The following is a 20,005-nucleotide window of genomic DNA, read 5'->3' as shown; positions in this document are numbered from 1 at the left end:
CGATGTGTTTATTGGGTTACTTCCTCAAGCTCTCGTAGCAGGTTAGCCATCTCGATCGCCGCCTGTGCGGCTTCGGTTCCTTTCTGGCTCATGCGCGCTAATGCCTGATCGTCCGTTTCTGTGGTAAGTATCCCGTTAGCAACGGGAATGCCGGTATCGAGTTGTACAGCGGCTAAACCGTTGGCGGATTGATTCGAAACGATTTCAAAATGATACGTTTCGCCCCGGATGATCGCTCCCAACGCGATCAGAGCATCAAACTGGTCGGTTAAAGCCATTTTCTGCAGGGCCAACGGTATTTCCAGCGCACCCGGCACAGTCACCAGCAGCATGCCGGACTCCTGCACGCCGCGTTTGATCAACTCCGCCGTGCAAGCGCTGAGCAAGCCTTCGCTCACCTCGATGTTAAAACGGCTCATGACGACACCGATCCGCAGATCGTCGCCGTTGAGGTCCGGCTCAAGCTCAAGAATATTGTCGTAGCGCCCCATATTATTCCTTTACAAAATCGGTCTGCAACAAAGATAAGTTCTGGCCGTCACGTTGACGCTGTCAATTAAAACCATGCCGAATTGCTTCTAGCTAATTGTCCTGCTTCCAGCTTTTATCTACCGGTTCCAGATATCCAGCTACTTCGAGCCCAAACCCGGCCATGCTCGGCATTTTGCGCGGTATCGCCAACAACCGCATCTTGCCTACATTGAGATCCTTCAGTATCTGGGCCCCGATACCGTAGTCACGCAAGTCTGTGCGGGCGGGGACCCGAGGCCCTGTTTTTGTCGGGGTGACACGATCCAGCAACTCGGGCCCGCTTTCCGCGGGATGGAGCAGTACTATTATGCCGCTTTCGGCATCCCCGATCACCTGAAGGGTATCATTCACGTTCCACGAATGGGTATCGTCGTTTACGTCGAGAAGATCAATTACCGAAAGCGGCTCGTGTACGCGCACCAGCGTTTCAGTGCCCGGATCGATAATGCCTTTGACAAGCGCCAGGTGGGTTGCATTCGCGGTCTTGTCCAGATAAGCGATAAGGCGGAACTCGCCATGGGCCGTTTGAACGGGGCGTTCGGCCACGCGTTGGACGAGACTTTCCGTGCGGCTCCGGTAATGGATGAGATCAGTGATCGCGCCGATCTTGAGTTGGTGCCTTACGGCGAACTCAACCAGATCTGGCAGACGAGCCATGCTGCCATCTTCATTGAGTATTTCGCAAATGACCGCGGCCGGGGTAAGGCCCGCGAGGTTTGCCAGATCACACCCCGCCTCGGTGTGGCCCGCCCGCACGAGCACGCCCCCGGACTGGGCCATGAGCGGAAAAATGTGTCCCGGCTGGACGATATCTTCGGGCTTTGCGTGCCGGCTCACCGCAGCCTGAACAGTTCGCGCGCGATCATGGGCCGAAATCCCGGTCGTGACCCCGCTGGCCGCCTCGATTGAAACGGTAAAATTGGTGCCCAACGGCGAGCGGTTGGCAGCGACCATGAGCGGCAGATTGAGCTGGCGGCATCGCTCATCGGTCAGCGTCAGGCAGATTAATCCGCGGCCATGCGTCGCCATGAAATTAATGGCTTCAGGGGTAACGAAATCCGCTGCCAGCACGAGGTCGCCCTCATTTTCGCGATTTTCCTCATCCACAAGGATGACCATTTTGCCGGCCCTGATTTCGGCAATTATTTCCTGGATGGAACTGATAATCATGTCAAACTTTAGCCAATACTTATATCCGGTTGCCGATCAGTCGCTCCACGTAGCGCGCGAGCATATCGATCTCGATGTTGACTTTGGCGCCTGTGTCGAGGCCTTTAAGCGTCGTCGCCGCCAGGGTATGAGGGATAAGATTGATCTCTATCTTGTCCTGCGCTAGTGTGTTAACCGTCAAGCTTACCCCATTCACGGTGATCGAACCCTTTTTAGCAATATATTTTAATAAGGGGAGCGGCACTCGAAGCACCAGCAGATGACTTTCGCCGATTGGCGTAAACTCGATTACCTGGCCGATTCCATCGACGTGACCGCTTACCAGATGACCGCCAAGCCGGTCGGATAGCCGCAGCGCCTTTTCAAGATTTACTTCGACGCCCTGCTTATCCATACCTACTGTGCAGTTCAACGTTTCTCGAGATAGGTCCACGGAGAACAGGCCATCGGAAATGGTGGTAACGGTTAGGCAGACCCCATTTATCGCGATGCTGTCCCCGGTTTTGACGTCGCTTAGATCCAGGGGACCGGGCGCGACGCGCAAGCTTACGCCATCCTCCAGGGGCATGACGTGTTTAATTTCCCCAACAGCTTGGATGATTCCAGTGAACATCTAATCCTTCCTGCTTTCAAATACAGTATCGGGCAGCCGATGTCGTATGGTGTGCGGCAATTTGCCGCATGGCCGCGAATGGGAATATACGATAATGTTTGTCATCTCAGAACGGGTCCGTAACGCATCCAGCAGCATAAGTGCGTCGGTCTGCTCTCGCAGACACGACGGGGTCAGCTTTCCGAGACCAGTGACCCACAATAAAGGATGAGCGTCGGTTGGTCCTGCGAGCGCTCGTTTAGACTGGCTCGGGACGTAGAGGGCGCTGCCACCCTTAAGAACCATACGCGCCCAGCCATTACGAAGTGCCCGAGGTGAGTGCCCGAGGTATGCCGATGCGTTTCTGACATCCGAAGTTGGCCTCGTCCCGAAGACAACGCATATTTCTTTTCGCTGTCCACGGAACAGGGACGTTTTCCGGGGACTTTTTTATCGAATGATACAAGCAGCGCAAGCACAAGCGACGCAAATGTTCAGTGATCTCAGCCAATCGCCGCTAAGCAAGAATCTGCAGCGGTTGTTTCTGCTCCGAAATATCGTAATTTCCGTTCAGTGCCTGACCTTTGCCTTGGCATATTCGGTACTTGAGATGAACCTGCCCTGGACCGAAATGGTCGCGGTAGCGGTCCTGCTCGCGGTCCTGAATCTCGCCACCTGGATTCGTCTGCGCCGCAAGTGGCCGGTTTCAAGCGTCGAGTTTTTTGCGCAGCTTTTGATGGATGTTTTTGCTTTAAGCGCGCTGCTGTATTTCAGCGGCGGTTCGACCAATCCGTTTATCTCCCTCTATCTGTTACCGCTGACGATCGCAGCCGCCGCGCTCCCCTGGGCTTATACATGGATAATGGCGGCGATTACGATAAGCTTTTACACGCTGCTGCTATTTTATTACGTGCCGCTACCGCACGATCATGACGAGCATGGCAGCGAGTTCATTTTGCATGTGTCGGGAATGTGGCTGGCCTTTGTGTTAAGCACTGTATTAATTGCCTGGTTCGTTGTCAAGATGGGCATATCCATTCGCGAGCGGGACAAGGACCTGGCGCTGGCACGCGAACAGGCGTTGCGCAACGAGCAGATCATCGCGTTGGGGACGCTGGCTGCGGGAGCAGCGCATGAGCTTGGTACACCACTGGCAACGATGGCGGTGGTAACGGGAGAGCTACAGCACGAAAATACCCAAAACAGCGAATTTCAAAATAATATTAGGATACTGCGTGATCAGATAAGTCATTGCAAGCGTACTCTGACGCAATTGCTGGCCGATGCCGGCCAGGCGCGGGCGGAAGACGTCAGCGGCCAGGCGGTGGATAGTTTTCTAAACCAGGTGCTTGATAAATGGCAACTGATGCGGCCATCCGTCAAATTCACTTACCGCGCTAGCGGGGTAGAGCCCCCGCCTCAGATTCTCAACACGCAATTGCTGAGCCAGTCCATTCTCAATCTGTTGAATAACGCCGCTGATGCGTCTCTTAAGCATATAGAGGTAGAGGTTAAGTGGAATCATAGCGAACTGCATCTCCAAATTCTTGACTATGGTGAAGGCCTGAGCGGGGAAGCTGTACAGCGGGCGGGACAAGCTTTCTTCACCACGAAGCCGCGAGGGCAGGGTTTTGGAATCGGCCTGTTTTTGGCCAATGCAAATATAGAACGTTTCGGTGGCAGCGTGCGCCTGATGAATCGGGAAGGTCGGGAGGGCGGCGCGTGCACCGAAGTAATACTACCTCTGATACGGCAATCAATATGACAACGCAACCTGGAATGGAAGTGGACGACCGCCCCACATTGCTGGTGGTGGATGATGACTTGACTTTTTGTACCGTACTTGCCAATGCAATGGCAAAGCGCGGATTCAACGTTTCGTGTGCACACACCGTGGAGCAGGCAGTGGAAGCCGCCGAAGCGTGCACGCCCGAGTTTGCGGTAATCGATCTCAGGCTACCCGGTACCTCGGGATTGGCTTTGGTTGAAAAACTGAGGGCCCTGGATCCGGGCACGCGAATTGTCATGTTAACTGGCTACGCCAGTATTGCCACGGCAGTGGAAGCAATCAAGCTTGGCGCCACCCATTACCTTGCGAAACCGGTCGACGTTGACGAAATCATGGTGGCGTTTGAGCGTACGACGGGAGATGCGGATGTGAAAATCAGCGCGCATCCATTGTCAGTCGGTCGACTCGAATGGGAGTATATCCAGCGCGTGTTGAATGAGAATAAAGGGAACGTTTCGGTAACGGCGAGAGTGCTCAACATGCACCGGCGCACCTTGCAGCGCAAGCTTACCAAATATCCTGCGAAGACCTGAGACTTATTCTAAAGACACGTTATTGGGTCAATTGGGCCGTGATCCGGAGATCGGGCCCTACGCTGCGTACGTCTTCAATTACAAGAGCCCGCTTCCCCTGCAGATCGGCTAATTCAGGCAGTTTTAGCATGCCGAGGCCCATATCGCCTATCAGATACGGTGCGAGATAGATGACCAGCTCGTCCACCAGCCCCGCGTTGATCAAAGCACCATTCAATCGCCAGCCCGCTTCTACCAGGACTTCGTTTATCTCGAAATCGGCTAGCTTTCGTATCATCGCGCCGAGATCGACATTATCGTTTTGATCGGGCAACACGATGACGCGAGCACCGACTTCATGCAACGCCCCGATTATCCCCTCGCTCGCGCTCGCGGTAAAAACGAGCTCGCCGGCGCCGCGCAGCAACCTCGCCTCCAACGGAATTTCGAGGCGGCTATCCACGACCACCCTTAGTGGCTGCCTGGTGGTTTCCAAATGACGGACCGTCAACCGGGGGTTGTCAGCCAGCACGCTGCCAATCCCGGTCATCACCGCGCAGGAACGTGCTCGCAATCTGTGCCCATCACGACGCGCTGCCTCGCTCGTAATCCATTGACTGGCGCCGTTCTTGAGGGCGGTCTTGCCGTCGAGGCTGGCCGCGATTTTCATCCTTACCCATGGGCGGCCGCGCGCCATGCGCGCGGCGAAGCCGATATTGAGCGCCCTTGCTTCGGCTGCCATGAGACCGGTCTTCACTTCGATTCCAGCGTCCTGGAGCTTTGCATAACCGCTGCCTGATACTAGCGGATTTGGGTCTTCCATGGCGGTCACCAGCCTTGCAATTCCCGCTTTGATCAGTGCATCGGCGCAAGGCGGGGTGCGCCCATGATGACCGCACGGCTCCAGCGTGAGATAAGCGGTCGCGCCGCGTGCCGCCTCTCCCGCCGCGGCGAGTGCGTTGATTTCCGCGTGAGGCGCACCTGCGCGTTCGTGCCAGCCGCTGCCCACCACGCGGCTGTCCCGGACCAGAACACAGCCGACGCGAGGGTTGGGGCTGGTGCTGTAAAGTCCTTTTTCGGCCAGCCGTAACGCTTGGGCCATATACGCATGATCACTGGCGGAGAACATGGACAATCCTCAATTAGGCCTATCGCGGCGGCGCCCTGCAAATTCTCTCATTACGGGCTACATCGCCCGGTTCCCTCTTCCTGACAATGGAAGAAATCGCGGCCGAAACGAGGCTTACGTCTTTTTCGGTTCCTTACCTTGCTGCGGATGTTGCACTTCTTTTATAACGCTGCGGAAATCATCAACTCCCTGGAAGCTTCGGTATACGGAGGCAAAGCGTATGTAGGCGACCTTATCCAATTTGTAGAGTTCCTCCATCACCATTTCGCCAATTTTACGCGAAGGCACCTCTCGCTCACCCAGGCTCAGGAGTTTTTGCACGATACGATCTATTGCGGCATCCACATCACCGGTGGGAACCGGACGCTTATGCAATGGACGCATGAAGCTTGTCAGCAGTTTGTCACGGTCGAACTCTGCACGGTTGCCGTCCTGCTTCACTACCTGAGGCATCCGCAGCTCGACCGTTTCATATGTAGTAAAACGTTTGTCGCACGTGAGGCAGCGGCGGCGACGGCGTATTCTGTCGCCTTCTTCGCTCACACGCGAATCGGTTACGCTTGTATCCTCGGCATTGCAAAAGGGACATTTCACGCGTCACCCTCGGGAGCGGGCGAAGCTGAACCGGCGCGACGACGGTTCAGCCTTGAGCAGTGATCGCGCACAAGGGGAAACTGATCGACGCGTCGTCCCTTGCGCATCAGCGTTGATAAACGGGGAATTTGGCACACATCGATTTTGCCTGCTGCGCGACATGCGAAAGAACCGACGTGTCGGTAGGGGCGTCGAGCACATCGGCGATCAGATTCGCCAGTTGCTCCGCTTCCAGTTCTTTGAAACCGCGGGTGGTAATCGCGGGCGAGCCGATGCGAATACCGCTGGTGACAAAAGGTTTCTGGGGATCATTAGGGATGGCGTTTTTGTTGACCGTGATATGCGCCAGTTCCAGCGATTCGGCGGCCTGTTTGCCGGTGATATGCTTAGTGCGCAAATCCACCAGGAACATGTGGCAATCCGTTCGGCCGGAGACGATGCGAAGACCGCGCTCCTGTAATACCTTGGCCATCACGCGGGCGTTGTCTATCACCTGCTCCTGATAATTCCTGAACTCGGCGCTCGCCGCCTCTTTAAAGGCGACAGCCTTGGCGGCAATCACGTGCATCAGCGGGCCACCTTGTGTTTGCGGAAATATCGCCGAATTCAGGGCTTTCTCATGCTCAGGCTTGGCCATGATAACGCCCCCGCGGGGACCGCGTAACGTCTTATGAGTCGTACTGGTGACGAAATCGGCGATACCGACCGGGTTGGGATAAAACCCCGCCGCAACCAAGCCGGCGTAATGCGCCATATCGACGAATAAGTAAGCACCCACTTCATCTGCGATCTTGCGAAAACGCTTCCAATCTATTATAAGCGAGTAGGCAGAGGCGCCAGCAACGATCATTTTAGGCTTATGCTCGCGCGCTAGACGGGCCACTTGATCGTAGTCCAGCTCTTCGTTTTCGGGCCTCAGTCCGTATGCGATCGCATTGAAAATCTTGCCGCTGAGATTAACCGATGCGCCGTGGGTTAGATGGCCGCCATGGGCGAGGGACATCCCCAGAAAGGTGTCGCCGGGTTGGAGCGCCGTCAAATATACCGCGGCGTTCGCTTGGGAGCCGGAATGCGGCTGGACATTTACGTACTCCGCGTCGAACAGCCCTTTTAATCGGTCTATCGCCAGTTGCTCCACGACGTCAACATACTCGCAGCCGCCGTAGTAGCGTTTACCGGGATAGCCCTCCGCATATTTATTGGTCAGCACCGTTCCCTGCGCCTGCATCACTGCCGGACTGGCGTAGTTTTCCGAGGCTATCAGCTCGATATAGTCTTCCTGCCGTTGAATTTCCCCCTTGATTGCCTGCCACAAGTCCGGGTCGACGTTTTCGAGGGTATGTTTCGAGGGCCACATATCAGTTCAATCCTTTCAATATTTTTAGAAACGTATTGGCAGTGTAGCGATAGAAGTACGACAAACATGATCGGGATGAACCTCTAGCGCTGTTGGCACGGAAAAGCTCCGGGACCCGCCTCCTTTTGCACTGCCGCGCAACCGCGGCTGACACCGCTAAACATCCAGATTCCTCACCCCTAGCGCGTTGTTCTCGATGAACGCGCGGCGGGGCTCTACCACGTCGCCCATAAGGGTGGTGAAAATTTCGTCAGCGGCGATGCTGTCCTCTATCTGCGCGCGAAGCAGGCGGCGGCTCTTCGGATCCATGGTAGTTTCCCACAACTGTGCCGGATTCATTTCCCCCAACCCTTTGTAGCGCTGAGTGCCGATGCCTTTTTTCACCTCTTGCAGCAGCCAGTCGAGCGCCGGCTTGAAATCACTGATGAATTGCTTCTGTTCGCCGCGCCGGACATACGCCGAAGGCCCCATCAGCCCATCTAGAACCTGCGCGGTTTGCCTTATCTGCGCGTAGTCGCCACTTTCCAGGAAATCCTGGTCAAGGTAACTGGCGCGGGCATTGCCATGGTGCATCCGGGAGATCTTGAGCCGGAATGCCTCCGTCGCCGCATCGTACTCAGGCGTAATTTTTATGGCCTTGACCTGAGCTGAGAGCCGGGCTGCACTTTCGGCAGCGCCGGCTTCGCTGCTTAAATCGACCTCCGGATTACGCAGCAATGCATGCATCACCTCGCTGTCGATCAGGCGGCTCATGCGCTCGATTACCGCTTCCGCCAAGAGGTACTCATTGGCGATTTTTTCCAGCGTCTCTCCCTTGAGAGGCGGCTTATCTTCATGCGTATGCAATTCCGCGTCGGCCAATGCCAATCCCAGAAGGTATTGCTTAAGCTCATGGTCATCCTTTACATAGCGTTCCTGTTTACCATGTTTGATCTTGTACAAGGGGGGCTGGGCAATGTAAATGTGGCCGCGTTCCAGCAATTCGGGCATTTGCCGGTAAAAAAAGGTGAGCAGCAGCGTGCGTATGTGCGAGCCGTCAACGTCCGCATCAGTCATGATAATAATGCGGTGGTAGCGCAACTTGTCGGGGTTGTATTCATCCTTCCCGATGCCAGTGCCGAGCGCTGTGATAAGCGAGGCGATTTCCTGGGATGAGATCAATTTGTCGAACCGTGCTTTTTCGACATTCAGTATTTTTCCCTTCAAAGGCATAATGGCTTGGAACTTGCGATCGCGTCCCTGTTTGGCGGACCCGCCCGCTGAGTCGCCCTCCACCAGATAAAGCTCACACAAGGCCGGGTCTTTCTCCTGACAGTCCGCAAGTTTGCCCGGCAATCCCATCCCATCCAGAACCCCCTTGCGCCGCGTGAGCTCCCGTGCTTTCCGCGCCGCCTCGCGCGCCCTTGCGGCGTCAATGATCTTTCCACAGATGGTTTTCGCGTCGAGCGGGTTCTCCAACAGAAACTCAGCCAGTTTCATCGCCACGATTTCCTCTACAGCGGGACGGACTTCCGATGAGACAAGTTTTTCCTTGGTCTGAGATGAAAACTTGGGTTCGAATAATTTCACCGATAAAACGCAGGAGAGACCTTCGCGCATGTCATCGCCCGAAGTTTCGATCCTGGCTTTTTTTGCCAGCTCATTCTTTTCAATATAGTTGTTAAGGGTTCGCGTCATAGCCGCGCGTAAACCGGTCAGGTGCGTACCGCCGTCCTTCTGCGGTATGTTATTGGTAAAGCACAGAACCTGTTCGGAATAACTGTCGTTCCACTGCATCGAGACTTCCACCGCGATGTGGTCTTTTTCCCCCGAGGCATAAAAGATTTTCGGGTGCAGAACAGACTTGGTGCGGTTAATGTACTCGACGAAACTTCTCACCCCGCCCACGAAAGCGAATGTCTCTTCCTTGGCGCTGCGCTGATCGACCAGAAGAATTTTTACGCCATTGTTGAGGAACGACAGCTCTCGCAAACGCTTGGCAAATATGTCGTAGTGATATTCGATATCGCCGAATATTTCTTTGCTGGCCAGAAAATGCACTTCGGTGCCGCGCCGCTCTGTCTTGCCTGTGATGGCTAGAGGCGCTACCGGCACGCCCATACGGAATTCAATTTGATGAACCAGCCCGTCGCGCCTAATGGTGAGACGCAGCCATTCTGACAACGCGTTGACAACGGATACGCCGACCCCGTGCAGCCCCCCCGACACTTTGTAGGAATTGTCGTCGAATTTGCCGCCGGCATGGAGTTCCGTCATGACAATCTCTGCCGCGGAGCGCTTCAGTTCATCGTCCTGCTTGATCCCGGTGGGAATGCCACGTCCGTTATCCTGCACCGTTACCGAATTGTCGGGATGAATGATTACGGTGATTTCATTGCAATAACCAGCCAGCGCTTCATCAATTGAATTATCCATCACCTCGAATACCATGTGATGCAATCCGGTGCCGTCGCTGGTGTCGCCAATGTACATACCGGGCCGCTTGCGCACAGCGTCGAGACCTTTGAGGATCTTGATACTATCAGAACTGTAATCCGCGGAGCCCTCACTTTTCTGCTGCTTGGAACGGTCTTTGTCAATCATTATTGATGTCTTTAAGTTTCACGTGAAACGCGGTTATTCGGATGTGTTTCTTCCCCGACTGTACTGTTGGCGACTTTTCGGCGGCTGCTGCGTCTTGCGATCGCTGCTATATCCTCATTGGCATGACGACATATTTGAAATTTTCTTCGCCCGGAATGGCGATAAGCGAGCTGCTGTTGGCGTCCCCAAAAGAACATCGCACGGTTTCGCTGCTCAGGTTATTTAACACATCCAGCAGGTAAGTGATATTGAAACCAATATCAAGCGCTTCGCCATCATACTGAAGCTCCAGCTCTTCTTCCGCTTCTTCTTGTTCACTGTTGTTACACACGATGCGCAAGTTACCCGTGGTCAATATGAGCCGTACGCCGCGAAACTTTTCATTGGATAAAATTGATGCACGCTGGAGCGTTTGCAAGAACAACTGCCGGTTTATATCGAACTGTTTCTGATAGCCGGTGGGAATAACACGGTTATAGTCGGGGAACTTTCCGTCCACCACCTTGGATACGAGGACTACATTTGAAAAGGAAAAACGCACCTGATTTTGCAGAATCTCCACGATAACAGGTTCCTCGCTGTCAGCGAGCAACCTGGCAAGTTCCAGTACGACTTTACGGGGCAATATGACCTCATTTTTCTCCTGGTGCGTTTCCAGCATCATGAAGGCAAACGCCAGTCTGTGACCGTCGGTCGCCACCACCTTCAGGCAATTGTCTTCTATCAGCAAGAGCAACCCGTTCAGATAATATCGAATGTCCTGTTGCGCCATCGCATACTGCACCCTGGACAAAAGGTGTTTCAGTTGCCCCTGTTGCAGCGTTATCCTCGCCTGGGACTCCTTGCTTTCCGGGAAACGGGGAAAATCTTCGGCAGGCAGTGTTTGTAAATTAAAACGGCTTTTACCCGCTTTCGCTTGTAGCCTGTTTTCGCTTGCCTCAAGGGTTACCTGAGCCTGTTCCGGCAACGCTCGCAATATATCCTGAAGTTTTTTTGCGCCGACTGTGACGGAGTACTCTACGTCCAGGGCGCTACCATCCTTTGCTGACGTGGTTATCTGGATTTCCAGATCAGTTGCAATAAATGAAAGATACTCGTTTTTTAATTCTATAAACACGTTGGACAGGATCGGCAAGGTATGGCGGCGCTCGACAATGCCCGTCACAGTTTGCAGCGGCTTTAGCAACGTATCCCTATCGGCTTGTATAAGTTTCATTATTTAAATCCACAATAATCGTTAATAGAAGCCGGTAAAGTCCGGTACAAATAAAATTTAAGCTTTTATATTAAGGAAATAACTAATTTCTCGTCCCTGTATAGATGAGGTATTGCCTGTGGACAGTTTGGGGGCAAAATTACCTGACGGCAAAAAGACCGAGTTATCCCCATATGATCCCCGTCATTACCCCACGGCTATCAACCGCGTAGAATGTGCAACAAGGTGTTGAAGTCCCGATTGATGGCTGGATCGGAAGCGCGTAGCTCAGCAATTTTTCGGTAGCCATGCAATACTGTTGTGTGATCTCTACCGCCAAATGCTTCGCCAATGTCGGGCAGACTGAGAGGTGTGAGCTCTTTGGAGATGGCCATGGCCATTTGCCGCGGTCGAGCGACGATGCGAGAACGCTTTTTAGAATACATTTCCGCGACCTTGATTTTATAGTAGTCCGCGACGGTCTTCTGAATATTTTCTATGGAAATCTGACGGTTCTGTACCGCGAGCAAGTCTTTCAGGGCTTCTCTCGCCAAGTCGAGGGATAATGAGTGCCCGGTGAATCTCGAATACGCGAGTACCCGCTTGAGCGCGCCTTCCAATTCGCGCACGTTGGACCGAATATGTTTGGCGATGAAAAATGCCACGTGTTCATCCAGAACAATGTTTTCCATGAGTGCCTTCTTCAGCAGAATGGCAACACGCATTTCCAGTTCCGGAGGCTCGACCGCTACCGTCAACCCCCAGCCGAAACGTGAAATCAGGCGTTCTTCCATACCTGAGATTTCCTTTGGGTAAGAGTCGCAGGTAATGATGACCTGCTTATGTGCTTCGATGAGCGCGTTGAAGGCGTAGAAAAACTCTTCCTGCGTCCGGTTCTTGCCGCCAAAGAACTGGATGTCATCGATCAACAGAAGATCAAGGGAATGGTAGTACCGTTTAAACTCGTCGAATGCTTTATGTTGGTAAGCCCTTACTACGTCGGAAACATATTGTTCTGCGTGAATATACCGGACCTTGGCAGCACTGTTGTGCTCCAGTACGGAATTACCGATCGCTTGAATCAAATGAGTTTTACCCAGACCAACGCCCCCGTAAATAAAGAAGGGGTTGTAAGCAACACCCGGACGTTCGGCCACCTGGATCGCGCCTGCTCGAGCCAGTTGATTCGCTTTGCCCGTGACAAAACTGTTGAAGGTAAAGGCTGGATTCAACCGGCTGGGATTTTTTTCGTGTTTTTCTTTTGGATCTCTTGTTTTTTGCGATACGACCGGCGACGTGTCGAAGGCGGCAGAAGCTTGGTTTTGAGCGCCTATAGCGCTTTTTGCTATGGGCTCAATGGGTTTGGCGGGACCCTGGTCGGCAAGTTTTAATTGAAAATGGACGCTGCAGGAAAAATATTCCTCGGCCATTTGTTCGATCCGCGGTACGAAATTGTCTTTTACCCATTGCATGACGAAACGGTTGGGCGCCACGAGCACGGGCTCGAACGCATTATGCGATGATTCCAGGGATAAGGGTTTTATCCAGGTATTGAACTGCTGGGCGCTCAACTCCTTCTCAAAATATTCAAGGCAGGAAAGCCAGAAAGTATCTACTGCAGGCATGATCGTAATGACTTGTTAGGCGAACGGGACGGAGATTCGGCTGCGCGGGAAACATATTCTAGACCGTTCGAGACGACTTATCCACAGGGGCGGGAAAAAATATCGGTTGACATCAGCCTTCGTAAAGAGTTGTAATGCCGAGTTTTATTTACGACGCACAGGGGAAAACGATGAAACGCACTTACCAACCATCCGTGACGCGAAGAAAGCGAACTCATGGTTTTCGAGTTCGAATGAAGACTTCCGGCGGCGCGGCTGTTATTCGGGCTCGTCGGGCGAAAGGGCGTGTTCGCCTGGGAGTCTGAGGCAGCGTAATTTATTGAGGAGTTTCACTATTCGCTTTCCAAAAACTCACCGCTTGCGCAAAGCAGAAGAGTTCTCCTCGGTTATTAGATTCAGGTGTTCTGCAAGCAGCGAGTTTCTACAGATCTTCGCTAAACCCAATAATCTGTCGCACTCCAGACTGGGGGTAGTTGTCGCGGGTAAAATCGAGCGACTGGCCGTAAATCGCAACAGGGTGAAGCGCTTGCTGCGAGAAGTATTTCGAGCTCGCCAGGGGGACTTGGCCGGGCTTGACATAGTGGTTCGCTTGCGCAACCGCCTCAGCCACAGCAACTCGTTGAATATAGCGGGAGAAGCGGAACGGCTCATGGTTCAATTGCAGCGATGTCGCGGATAATTATAGGTCTGATCAAGCTTTATCAATATTGCCTGAGCCCTTTTTTCGGGCTGTCTTGCCGCTTCAGTCCGTCCTGTTCACACTACGCATGTGAAGCACTTACCAGACATGGGGTGGTTCGCGGAGTATTACTGAGCGCGTGGAGAATATTGCGCTGCAATCCCTGGAATCGTGGTGGACATGACCCTGTACCATAGAAGCCGTAGTCAGGCCTCAAATAACCTTCGTACGTTCAGTCGTACCGTCAAAAACAAATTCGCGATGCAAGATGGATACACAAAAACTCGTACTTTTTCTAATCTTTTCCACCTCGATGTTATTTCTTTGGGATGCGTGGCAGAAAGAACAGCGCCCGCCATCCCCGGCTTCCACAACGTCTGCTACTCAGGGATCGGGTAACCAGCCAGGGTCACAGCCCGATACGCCAGTCCCAGGGGAAAAACTGGCTTCAGCTCCGCCCGGTCAGGGCGAGAGCCCCGTGGATAATGGGGCTCCCAAAGTGAGCGGGAAGCTGGAATCCGGCGAGAAAATCATTGTCAAGACCGACATGGTGATGGCGGAAATCAGTACCGCGGGGGGCGATCTTCGTCGTCTTGAGTTACTGGATCATCCGGATAAGGAAGATAAAAGCAAGCCATTCGCGCTGTTGCAAAGTCGAAGCGACCACATCTACGTGGCGCAATCGGGGCTAATCGGAGAAGGCCTGCCCAGTCATAAGACGCACTACACAGCGGAGCAGGGAACGTATGAGCTGGCAGCTGGCGCCGACAAGATCGAGGTACGGCTGGCAGCGCCTGAAAACGACGGGGTGCGGGTGACTAAGGTTTATACGTTTCACCGCGGAAGCTACCTGATCGACGTGAGCTTTGAGGTTTCCAACCAGCGCGCTACTGCGATCCAGCCTTTTTCCTATTTTCAGATGCTCCGCGACAGCCAGCCCCCGGTGGGCTCGGTTTTCATGATCCCGACCTATACCGGCGCCGCGCTTTATACCGAGCAGGAAAAATTCAAGAAAATAGAGTTTTCGGCGTTGGACAAGGGCAACGCGACCTATCCGAAGAATGCCGATAATGGCTGGATAGCGATGCTGCAGCATTATTTTCTCACCGCCTGGCTGCCCGAGGACAAACTGCCGCGCGAGTACTATGCTAAGCGCCTGGGCGAGAATGAATATTCCGCCGGCGTGATCGTGCCGGTAGGCGTCGTTGAACCCGGGAGCACCGTCAGGATAACCGTGCCGCTCTATGCCGGGCCGGAGGAACAGAGCAAGCTGGCCTCCATTGCGCCAGGGCTCGACCTCACGGTGGATTATGGCTGGCTGACGGTAATTGGAGCGCCGCTGTTCTGGTTGTTGTCGTTCTACCATTCCTGGACAGGGAACTGGGGTGTGGCCATCATTCTGCTCACAATGTCGGTCAAGCTGGCCTTTTTCCCATTGTCCGCGGCGGGCTACCGCTCAATGGCGAAATTACGCCTGGTTACGCCCAAGCTTCAGCGTTTGCGCGAGCAGCACGGCAATGACCGTCAACGCATGCATCAGGCGATGATGGATTTTTACAAGACGGAAAAAATCAACCCGATGGGGGGCTGTCTACCGATATTGGTTCAGATCCCGGTGTTCATTTCGTTATATTGGGTACTGCTTGCGAGCGTGGAATTGCGGTATGCGCCATTTGCCTTGTGGATAGAAGATATGTCGTCGCCCGATCCTTATTTTGTACTGCCGATATTGATGGGCATTTCCATGTTTGTGCAATCGAAGCTCAGCCCGCCCGCGGCCGACCCCATCCAGCAGAAAGTAATGCAGATCATGCCGTTCGCCTTCAGCGTATTCTTTTTCTTCTTCCCGGCGGGCTTGGTGCTGTATTCTCTGGTGAATAACGTGCTTTCCATCGCTCAGCAGTGGCAGATCACGCGCATGATAGAGAATGCCGCATTGACCGCGGGCAAGAAGAAAGCTGGCTGAAACGGCGGAAGCTCCTCACTCACGGCAAATTTGCCGAAGCGCCTGAATTGCGCCTGTGCTGCGCCTGAAGGATTACCCATTCAGGTATTAGAATGGTGAACTCTGACATCATTGCCGCGATCGCCACTCCCCCCGGGAGAGGCGGCATCGGCGTAGTTCGCGTTTCAGGTGGAAGTCTGGGATCACTCGCCCTGAAAATCACGGGCTCTCTGCCCCCGCCTCGTCAGGCGACGCTCAGTAAATTTCTCGATGAAGCCGGCCTGGTCATTGATCAGGGAATTGTGCTTTATTTTCCTGCGCCTTACTCCTACACCGGCGAAGATGTACTGGAATTGCAGGGTCATGGCGGCCCGGCGGTAATGAATCTGCTATTGTCCAGCTGTCTTTCTGCAGGGGCACGCCTGGCGCAACCGGGCGAATTCACTTTACGCGCGTTCCTCAACAACAAGCTAGATCTTGCCCAGGCCGAGAGCGTGGCGGATATTATCGATGCCAGCACAAGTGAAGCAGCGCGCTGCGCCATGCGATCCCTGCAAGGCGACTTTTCCAATGCTGTTCGTAACCTGGTGGAAGCGCTTACCACCCTGCGCATGCTTGTCGAGGCCTCCCTGGATTTTCCGGAAGAAGAAATAGAGTCCGCTGGGCAAGGGGATTTACAGGGCAGACTGGAAGAAATACGGGCTCAGGTTGAGCACGTGCTCACGTCAGCCATGCAGGGAAGCCTGTTGCGCGAAGGCGTACGGGTGGTCCTGGTGGGGCAGCCGAACGTGGGGAAATCAAGCCTTTTGAACCGGCTAACCCGCGAAGAAACGGCCATTGTGACCGAAATACCGGGCACCACTCGGGACGCTATCCGCGAGACCATCGAGATAGAAGGGGTTCCGGTGCATGTGGTCGATACCGCTGGGTTAAGGGATACCCAGGACGCTGTTGAAAAGATTGGCATGGCGCGCACCCGCGAAGCCATTAGCAAAGCAAACCTGATTCTGCTGATAATGGACAGCCGGAGGGGTATCACGGCGGAAGACAGGGGAATTCTGGGAGAGTTGCCCTCTAACCTGCCAATCATTTGTGTTTACAACAAAATCGACCTGGAGCCAGCACCGCCTCATACCGAAGTGCCGGAGGTAGGATCAGCTGTTTATGTCTCCGCCAAGACCGGCTTGGGGGTTGAAGAGCTGCGCAAAAAACTTCTGGGAACGGCAGGTTGGCAGCCGCACGCGTCGGGCGAAGGCATATTCATGGCCCGCCAGCGGCACCTGTACGCATTGACGGACGCTGGCGCGTATCTGAAGAATGCCGCTAGCCTGGCGGGACAAGAAGTTCAGCTCGATTTGCTCGCGGAAGAGTTAAGGCTGGCACAGAAAAGCCTTTCTTCCATTACAGGCGAATTCAGCGCGGACGATTTGCTGGGGGAGATATTTTCCCGATTCTGCATCGGCAAATAGGCGCTGCGCTCGGGTCCGCGCGTTCAGGGCGGCGTTGAGCTGTGCCGCTGGCAGCGGCTGGACAGTATTGATTTATCGGGTTTGAATGTTCATCGGCTATTTGCCGGGAGGTAGATTGTTTCACGTGAAACATTCGGCGCGCAGGCTCCAGGCGTTCGCAGGTCCCCTCGCCCTGCACTTACACAACCCGGCGTTTTACCGTAGAATCCCGCCTTTCAACACCGCGGCCCAACCGGCCAGTTTAGGGTGACTTTTCCTGACCATTTCGACGTAATCGTAATTGGTGGCGGCCACGCCGGCACCGAGGCGGCCCTTGCCGCTGCCCGTATGGGGCAAAAAACCTTATTGCTGACCCATAATATCGAAACGCTGGGGCAGATGTCATGCAATCCGTCGATCGGCGGTATTGGCAAAGGGCATCTCGTCAAAGAGGTAGACGCCTTGGGGGGCGCGATGGCCGCCGCGGCCGATGAGGCGGGAATACAGTTCCGCATATTGAACTCGCGCAAAGGGCCCGCAGTGCGTGCGACACGCGCGCAGGCCGATCGCGTGCTTTACCGCCAGGCAATTCGCCGCCGCGTCGAGAACCAGCCCAACCTCTGGCTGTTCCAGCAGTCGGTAGACGACCTCGTGCTCGAAGGCGACCGCCTCACTGGCGTCGTTACACAGTTGGGGATAACGTTCCGTGCAAGAGCAGTGGTGCTCACTGCCGGCACATTTCTGGCAGGGCTCGCGCATGTCGGATCTGTCAATTTCCAGGCAGGCCGGGCCGGAGACCCACCCTCCGTCAGCCTGGCTGCGCGATTGCGCGAAATGAGACTGCCGGTGGGACGATTGAAAACGGGCACTCCCCCGCGCATTGACGGTCGCAGCATCGATTATTCAGCGGTGATCGAACAGCCCGGAGATACTCCGCTCCCGGTGTTTTCTTTTATGGGTAGCGCCGCGCAGCATCCACGTCAACTGCCGTGCTGGATTACGCATACCAACAATCGCACACATGACGTTATCCGCAAAGGTTTGGATCGTTCGCCGCTGTTCACCGGCGCAATTGAAGGCGTTGGGCCGCGTTATTGCCCCTCTATCGAGGATAAGGTCGTGCGTTTCTCCGCCAAGGAATCGCATCAGATTTTCCTTGAGCCGGAAGGCCTTGACACTCATGAGGTGTATCCTAACGGAATCTCCACGAGCCTGCCGTTTGACATGCAGGTTGAAGTGGTGCGTTCCATCAGGGGGCTTGAAAACGCGCATATCACCAGGCCGGGCTATGCCATCGAATACGACTATTTTGATCCACGGGGACTGAAAAGCTCGCTTGAGACGAAGGCGATCGATGGGTTGTTTTTTGCCGGGCAAATTAACGGCACCACCGGGTATGAAGAAGCTGCCGCGCAGGGCTTGCTGGCAGGCATCAATGCCGCGCTCAAGACGCAGGAACGAGAGCCATGGTGCCCCCGCCGGGATGAAGCTTATCTTGGGGTGTTGGTAGATGACCTAATTACCCTGGGCGTGACCGAGCCCTATCGCATGTTTACCAGTCGGGCGGAGTATCGCTTACAGCTCCGCGAAGACAATGCAGATCTGAGGCTGACAGAAATAGGACGCGGGCTTGGAGTGGTCGATGACTTGCGTTGGACCGCCTTCGATACTAAACGGGAGGCAATCGTGCGTGAGCAAGATCGCTTGAAAAGCGTGTGGCTCAAGCCGAGAACTGGTTCGGATGTTACAGCCGTTGCCGATGTGACGGAGGTGCTGGGCAGAACGATTGAGCGCGAGTATTTGCTGCATGAATTGCTCCGCCGCCCGGGCGTTTCCTATGAGAGCTTAATGACGCTGCCAGGAGCAGGCGAGCCCGTGGTTGACCCGATGGTTGCAGAACAGGTCGAAATCCAGGCGAAGTATCACGGTTATATCGAGCGCCAAAAGGATGAAGTTGCGCGCAACGCGCAATATGAGAACCTTCGTTTGCCGCAAGACCTGGATTACCGTACTGTGAACGGTCTTTCAAGCGAGGTGCAGCAAAAACTGAACCAGCATAAGCCGGAAACAGCAGGACAGGCGTCGAGGATTTCCGGCATCACCCCGGCCGCCATCTCCTTATTACTGGTGCACGTGAAGCGTGGATTTGCCGGCCACACTGCCAAGAAACGCGCATGAATCTCGCGGCACGGCTCGCGGGCGGAATCGCAGACTTGGGGGAGGCCGTCCCTCCCGAAACCCAAGCCCGGTTATTGCAATATCTTGCGCTGATTCAGAAATGGAACCGTGTCCATAACCTGACCGCGCTGCGTGAGCCGGAAATAATGCTGGTTCGACACGTGCTTGACAGCCTGTCGATCTTACCGCACGTCAGCGGGCCCTGGGTAGCGGATGTCGGCAGCGGCGCGGGGTTACCTGGTATCCCTCTAGCGCTGGCGCGGCCGGAGTGGCACGTGGTACTGATCGAAAGCGTTCATAAAAAAGCCGCATTTCTGCAACAGGCGCGAATAGAGTTGAAACTGAAAAATGTCGAGGTGGCTGCTGAACGGGTCGAGCATTATCATCCGGCAACCGCTTTCGATTCTGTTGTTTCTCGCGCCTTTTCCGACTTGGCCGACTTCGTCAGGCAGGCGGGTCACTTGTGTGCGGGTGGGGATGGGGGCGGCCGGCTCCTGGCTATGAAGGGCTTATATCCACATGAGGAGCTGGCTCAGTTGCCGGCCCAGTTCGTGGTGGAGAATATATTACCTATTGCAGTTCCAGGCCTCGGGTCAGAGCGGCATCTGGTTATTGTTAAGCGGGCCTAGCGTAGATATCAGGTTAGATATACGGGCGAGCATCGTCCAGCAGCCCGGG

At 54.6% G+C, this 20,005-nt stretch carries 18 protein-coding genes; 9 read left to right on the top strand and 9 right to left on the bottom strand.

What is annotated here, in order from left to right; genetic code table 11:
* Window positions 1–8 precede the first annotated feature (8 nt).
* The 3 genes from ribH to R5L00_RS07415 form a co-directional block, all read right to left on the bottom strand.
* Complete coding sequence (gene ribH / locus R5L00_RS07425; RefSeq protein WP_107694399.1) at window positions 9–491, bottom strand: 6,7-dimethyl-8-ribityllumazine synthase; 483 nt, start codon at window positions 489–491, stop codon at window positions 9–11.
* 91 nt (window positions 492–582) lie between these two features.
* On the bottom strand, window positions 583–1,701 hold the full coding sequence (gene ribBA / locus R5L00_RS07420) for a bifunctional 3,4-dihydroxy-2-butanone-4-phosphate synthase/GTP cyclohydrolase II (protein ID WP_317653994.1): 1,119 nt from the start codon (window positions 1,699–1,701) through the stop codon (window positions 583–585).
* Between the two features lie 19 nt (window positions 1,702–1,720).
* Window positions 1,721–2,314 (bottom strand): riboflavin synthase, encoded by a 594-nt coding sequence (locus R5L00_RS07415; protein WP_317653993.1) that lies wholly within the window; start codon window positions 2,312–2,314, stop codon window positions 1,721–1,723.
* Between the two features lie 469 nt (window positions 2,315–2,783).
* On the opposite strand from R5L00_RS07415, the gene R5L00_RS07410 reads away from it, so the two are divergent.
* Complete coding sequence (locus R5L00_RS07410; protein WP_317654141.1) at window positions 2,784–4,058, top strand: ATP-binding protein; 1,275 nt, start codon at window positions 2,784–2,786, stop codon at window positions 4,056–4,058.
* On the top strand, window positions 4,055–4,615 hold the full coding sequence (locus R5L00_RS07405; protein WP_107694396.1) for a response regulator transcription factor: 561 nt from the start codon (window positions 4,055–4,057) through the stop codon (window positions 4,613–4,615). The genes R5L00_RS07410 and R5L00_RS07405 overlap by 4 nt, the downstream gene beginning before the upstream one ends.
* A 19-nt stretch (window positions 4,616–4,634) precedes the next feature.
* Here R5L00_RS07405 and ribD read toward each other — a convergent pair whose 3' ends face one another.
* The 6 genes from ribD to dnaA form a co-directional block, all read right to left on the bottom strand.
* Complete coding sequence (gene ribD, locus R5L00_RS07400; RefSeq protein ID WP_317653992.1) at window positions 4,635–5,723, bottom strand: bifunctional diaminohydroxyphosphoribosylaminopyrimidine deaminase/5-amino-6-(5-phosphoribosylamino)uracil reductase RibD; 1,089 nt, start codon at window positions 5,721–5,723, stop codon at window positions 4,635–4,637.
* Window positions 5,724–5,837: 114 nt separating this feature from the next.
* Window positions 5,838–6,317, bottom strand: coding sequence for a transcriptional regulator NrdR (nrdR, locus tag R5L00_RS07395; protein ID WP_107694394.1), 480 nt, complete (start codon window positions 6,315–6,317; stop codon window positions 5,838–5,840).
* A gap of 106 nt (window positions 6,318–6,423) precedes the next feature.
* Entirely contained in the window at window positions 6,424–7,674 is a 1,251-nt protein-coding gene (gene glyA, locus R5L00_RS07390; RefSeq protein WP_107694393.1) for a serine hydroxymethyltransferase, read from the bottom strand.
* A gap of 156 nt (window positions 7,675–7,830) precedes the next feature.
* Window positions 7,831–10,257 carry a DNA topoisomerase (ATP-hydrolyzing) subunit B gene (gyrB, locus tag R5L00_RS07385; protein WP_317653991.1) on the bottom strand — a complete coding sequence of 809 codons (2,427 nt, stop codon included), beginning with the start codon at window positions 10,255–10,257 and terminating at the stop codon, window positions 7,831–7,833.
* 106 nt (window positions 10,258–10,363) lie between these two features.
* A complete protein-coding gene (gene dnaN / locus R5L00_RS07380) occupies window positions 10,364–11,473 on the bottom strand; it encodes a DNA polymerase III subunit beta (protein ID WP_317653989.1) in 1,110 nt (369 codons plus the stop codon).
* Window positions 11,474–11,673: 200 nt separating this feature from the next.
* A complete protein-coding gene (dnaA, locus tag R5L00_RS07375) occupies window positions 11,674–13,077 on the bottom strand; it encodes a chromosomal replication initiator protein DnaA (protein ID WP_317653987.1) in 1,404 nt (467 codons plus the stop codon).
* 170 nt (window positions 13,078–13,247) lie between these two features.
* On the opposite strand from dnaA, the gene rpmH reads away from it, so the two are divergent.
* The 7 genes from rpmH (at window position 13,248) to rsmG (ending at window position 19,956) form a co-directional block, all read left to right on the top strand.
* On the top strand, window positions 13,248–13,382 hold the full coding sequence (gene rpmH, locus R5L00_RS07370) for a 50S ribosomal protein L34 (protein WP_107694389.1): 135 nt from the start codon (window positions 13,248–13,250) through the stop codon (window positions 13,380–13,382).
* A 14-nt stretch (window positions 13,383–13,396) separates the two neighbouring features.
* Window positions 13,397–13,756, top strand: coding sequence for a ribonuclease P protein component (gene rnpA, locus R5L00_RS07365; RefSeq protein ID WP_317653986.1), 360 nt, complete (start codon window positions 13,397–13,399; stop codon window positions 13,754–13,756).
* Window positions 13,744–13,953 (top strand): membrane protein insertion efficiency factor YidD, encoded by a 210-nt coding sequence (gene yidD / locus R5L00_RS07360; protein WP_107694388.1) that lies wholly within the window; start codon window positions 13,744–13,746, stop codon window positions 13,951–13,953. The genes rnpA and yidD overlap by 13 nt, the downstream gene beginning before the upstream one ends.
* 71 nt (window positions 13,954–14,024) lie before the next feature.
* Entirely contained in the window at window positions 14,025–15,722 is a 1,698-nt protein-coding gene (yidC, locus tag R5L00_RS07355; protein WP_107694387.1) for a membrane protein insertase YidC, read from the top strand.
* Window positions 15,723–15,814: 92 nt separating this feature from the next.
* Window positions 15,815–17,170, top strand: coding sequence for a tRNA uridine-5-carboxymethylaminomethyl(34) synthesis GTPase MnmE (gene mnmE / locus R5L00_RS07350; protein ID WP_317653984.1), 1,356 nt, complete (start codon window positions 15,815–15,817; stop codon window positions 17,168–17,170).
* Window positions 17,171–17,416: 246 nt separating this feature from the next.
* Window positions 17,417–19,327 carry a tRNA uridine-5-carboxymethylaminomethyl(34) synthesis enzyme MnmG gene (gene mnmG, locus R5L00_RS07345; RefSeq protein ID WP_317653983.1) on the top strand — a complete coding sequence of 637 codons (1,911 nt, stop codon included), beginning with the start codon at window positions 17,417–17,419 and terminating at the stop codon, window positions 19,325–19,327.
* Complete coding sequence (gene rsmG, locus R5L00_RS07340; RefSeq protein ID WP_107694384.1) at window positions 19,324–19,956, top strand: 16S rRNA (guanine(527)-N(7))-methyltransferase RsmG; 633 nt, start codon at window positions 19,324–19,326, stop codon at window positions 19,954–19,956. The genes mnmG and rsmG overlap by 4 nt, the downstream gene beginning before the upstream one ends.
* The last annotated feature ends 49 nt before the right edge of the window (window positions 19,957–20,005 follow it).

It is taken from the genome of Nitrosospira sp. Is2, from assembly GCF_033095785.1.
In the GTDB taxonomy this organism is placed as follows: Bacteria; Pseudomonadota; Gammaproteobacteria; order Burkholderiales; family Nitrosomonadaceae; genus Nitrosospira.
Note: the sequence above shows the minus strand (reverse complement) of the source record. Positions and strands in the feature narration are given on the sequence as shown.

Excerpts from the sequence above, each read along its gene's own strand:
- ribH (WP_107694399.1), bottom strand. The coding sequence starts at position 491 with ATGGGGCGCTACGACAATATTCTTGAGCTTGAGCCGGACCTCAACGGC.
- ribBA (WP_317653994.1), bottom strand. The coding sequence starts at position 1,701 with ATGATTATCAGTTCCATCCAGGAAATAATTGCCGAAATCAGGGCCGGC.
- R5L00_RS07415 (WP_317653993.1), bottom strand. The coding sequence starts at position 2,314 with ATGTTCACTGGAATCATCCAAGCTGTTGGGGAAATTAAACACGTCATG.
- R5L00_RS07410 (WP_317654141.1), top strand. The coding sequence starts at position 2,784 with ATGTTCAGTGATCTCAGCCAATCGCCGCTAAGCAAGAATCTGCAGCGG.
- R5L00_RS07405 (WP_107694396.1), top strand. The coding sequence starts at position 4,055 with ATGACAACGCAACCTGGAATGGAAGTGGACGACCGCCCCACATTGCTG.
- ribD (WP_317653992.1), bottom strand. The coding sequence starts at position 5,723 with ATGTTCTCCGCCAGTGATCATGCGTATATGGCCCAAGCGTTACGGCTG.
- glyA (WP_107694393.1), bottom strand. The coding sequence starts at position 7,674 with ATGTGGCCCTCGAAACATACCCTCGAAAACGTCGACCCGGACTTGTGG.
- gyrB (WP_317653991.1), bottom strand. The coding sequence starts at position 10,257 with ATGATTGACAAAGACCGTTCCAAGCAGCAGAAAAGTGAGGGCTCCGCG.
- dnaN (WP_317653989.1), bottom strand. The coding sequence starts at position 11,473 with ATGAAACTTATACAAGCCGATAGGGATACGTTGCTAAAGCCGCTGCAA.
- dnaA (WP_317653987.1), bottom strand. The coding sequence starts at position 13,077 with ATGCCTGCAGTAGATACTTTCTGGCTTTCCTGCCTTGAATATTTTGAG.
- rpmH (WP_107694389.1), top strand. The coding sequence starts at position 13,248 with ATGAAACGCACTTACCAACCATCCGTGACGCGAAGAAAGCGAACTCAT.
- yidD (WP_107694388.1), top strand. The coding sequence starts at position 13,744 with ATGTCGCGGATAATTATAGGTCTGATCAAGCTTTATCAATATTGCCTG.
- yidC (WP_107694387.1), top strand. The coding sequence starts at position 14,025 with ATGGATACACAAAAACTCGTACTTTTTCTAATCTTTTCCACCTCGATG.
- mnmE (WP_317653984.1), top strand. The coding sequence starts at position 15,815 with ATGGTGAACTCTGACATCATTGCCGCGATCGCCACTCCCCCCGGGAGA.
- rsmG (WP_107694384.1), top strand. The coding sequence starts at position 19,324 with ATGAATCTCGCGGCACGGCTCGCGGGCGGAATCGCAGACTTGGGGGAG.